The organism is Pontibacterium sp., from assembly GCF_041587635.1.
Classification (GTDB): domain Bacteria; phylum Pseudomonadota; class Gammaproteobacteria; order Pseudomonadales; family Balneatricaceae; genus Pontibacterium.
On sequence record NZ_JBFGYC010000609.1, the window covers coordinates 1 to 2,293 of the forward strand.

2 protein-coding genes are annotated in these 2,293 nt (G+C 50.2%); one reads left to right on the forward strand and one right to left on the reverse strand.

Annotated features, from left to right (window positions below; genetic code table 11):
• Positions 1 to 1,766: acetoacetate--CoA ligase (locus tag ABYW01_RS19740; RefSeq protein ID WP_372836101.1), on the forward strand; the 1,766-nt coding region annotated here is incomplete at its 5' end.
• 158 nt (positions 1,767 to 1,924) lie between these two features.
• On the opposite strand, the gene hpf is transcribed toward ABYW01_RS19740, so the two are convergent.
• The coding region (hpf, locus tag ABYW01_RS19745; RefSeq protein WP_372836103.1) for a ribosome hibernation-promoting factor, HPF/YfiA family at positions 1,925 to 2,293 on the reverse strand (369 nt) is incomplete at its 5' end.

The window sequence follows — 2,293 nt, forward strand, 5'->3', positions numbered from 1 at the left end:
CCTCAGCCGACAGCGACCATATTCTGCAACGCGAGCGCCCATTTTATAAAAGCCGCTGGTTTCCCGAAGCCCGCCTGAACTTTGCCGAAAACCTACTCCGCTATCGAGACGAACACACGGCCATCGTCAGTTGGAACGAAGAAGGGAAACACAGTTCACTGACCTATGCAGAGCTCTTCACTCAGGTTGCAGTCCTGGCTCATGCCTTAAAAACGTATGGCATCGTGCCTGGAGATCGAATTGCAGGCTATATGCCGAATATAGCGGAAACAGTCGTCGTGATGCTCGCAGCCACCTCTTTAGGGGCCGTCTGGAGTGCCTGCTCACCAGACTTTGGCATTCAGGGCACACTTGACCGCTTTGGCCAAATCCAGCCACGGCTGATCTTTACCACCGATGGCTCTTACTACAATGGCCGGCAAACCGACTGCCTCCACACAATCAATAGCGTGGCTCAAAACATCGATTCTGTAGAAAAGATCATCGTCATACCTTATCTCCACAAGAAACCGGATATAAAACACATTCACAAGGCCGTACTGTTCAGCGATTTCGCCCCCGATCAGCAACCCGCGACGATCGACTTTTTACAACAACGCTTTAACGATCCGCTCTACATCCTCTACTCATCCGGCACCACCGGTGTACCTAAATGTATCGTACACAGTGTGGGAGGCACGCTAATTCAGCATATAAAAGAACACCGTTTACACCTCAATCTGAACCGTGAAGACACCTTCTTCTACTACACCACATGCGGCTGGATGATGTGGAATTGGCTAGTCAGCGGATTGGCCAGCGGCGCTAAACTGGTTTTGTATGACGGTGCACCCTTTGCGCCTGACGTAGAGGTGCTTTGGAAACTCGCCGATAGCGAAGAGATTAGCGTGATGGGCGTCAGCGCCAAGTATCTGTCTGCAATGGAGAAAACAGGACTGTCTCCAATGAATGATTATGCACTCACACGTTTACGGGTACTGCTCTCCACCGGCTCACCCCTTTCCCACGAAAGCTTTGAATATGTCTACCAACACATCAAAACCAACCTGATGCTGGCATCTATCTCCGGTGGTACGGACATCATCTCCTGCTTTGCCCTTGGCTGCCCTATTCGTCCGGTGTATCCCGGTGAAATACAGTGCCGGGGATTGGGTATGGAAGTGGCGGTGTTCAACGATCACGGACAATCGGTCACCGGTCAGAAAGGTGAGCTGGTCTGCACAGCGCCCTTCCCGTCCATGCCGATTGGTTTTTGGGATGACCCGGAACAATCCCGCTACCATGAAACCTATTTTTCCCGCTTCACCAATGTATGGGCACACGGCGATTATGCAGAGATCACCGATCATGATGGCCTGATTATCTACGGCCGCTCCGATGCTGTACTGAATCCCGGTGGCGTACGCATAGGCACAGCCGAGATCTATCGCCAGGTAGAACAGCTAGAAGAGGTCATGGAGAGCATCTGTATCGGCCAACCCTGGAACGGAGACGTACGGGTGATTCTGTTTGTTCGCTTACAGGCGGATATGACGCTGGATAGCGCGCTCGTCGAAAAGATTAAGGGTATGATTCTGAGACATACCAGCCCGCATCATGTCCCCGACAAAGTGATTCAGGTCGCGGATATACCTCACACCTTAAGCGGAAAAATTGTCGAGCTCGCCGTTAAGCAGGTTGTCATGAATGAAGCTGTCGCCAACACCGATGCACTGGCTAACCCGGAAGCCTTAGAGCTATACCGAAATTTACCTGCTCTGCAGTAAAACCACCAGCGACCGAAACACCAAAACGAAAAACCCCAGCGAGAGCTAACTCTGGCTGGGGTTTTATCGCCTTATACACCATGTCATGAAACTAAAAAGTTACGCGCGATACCTTAACTACACTTCAAGCGACGCAACCTGTATGTGATATGGTTTTATCAAACCAGAACTGCATCCTCATCCATGTCGTCTGCATCAACACCAGCATCAGAGTCCATCTCTTCAGGTTTCTGAGTACCTTTTTTGTTGACGTGTTTCTGGTGAATCTTATCCAGCTGACGATCAATTTTATCTTCCAGCCCGTCTAATGCCGCATACAAGTTAGCCGCTTCAGATTTGGCAAATACATCTTTACCTGCAACGTGGACTGTTGCTTCTACCACGGCAGAACGCTCATCAGACTTTTCAATAGTCACCTGGGCGCTGGTAATCGCTTCATAGCGTTCTGCACTACTTTCCAACCATGCGTTGATACGATCACGCAGGGAATCAGATACTTTGCTGTCATTTCGGTTAGTGATGTTAAC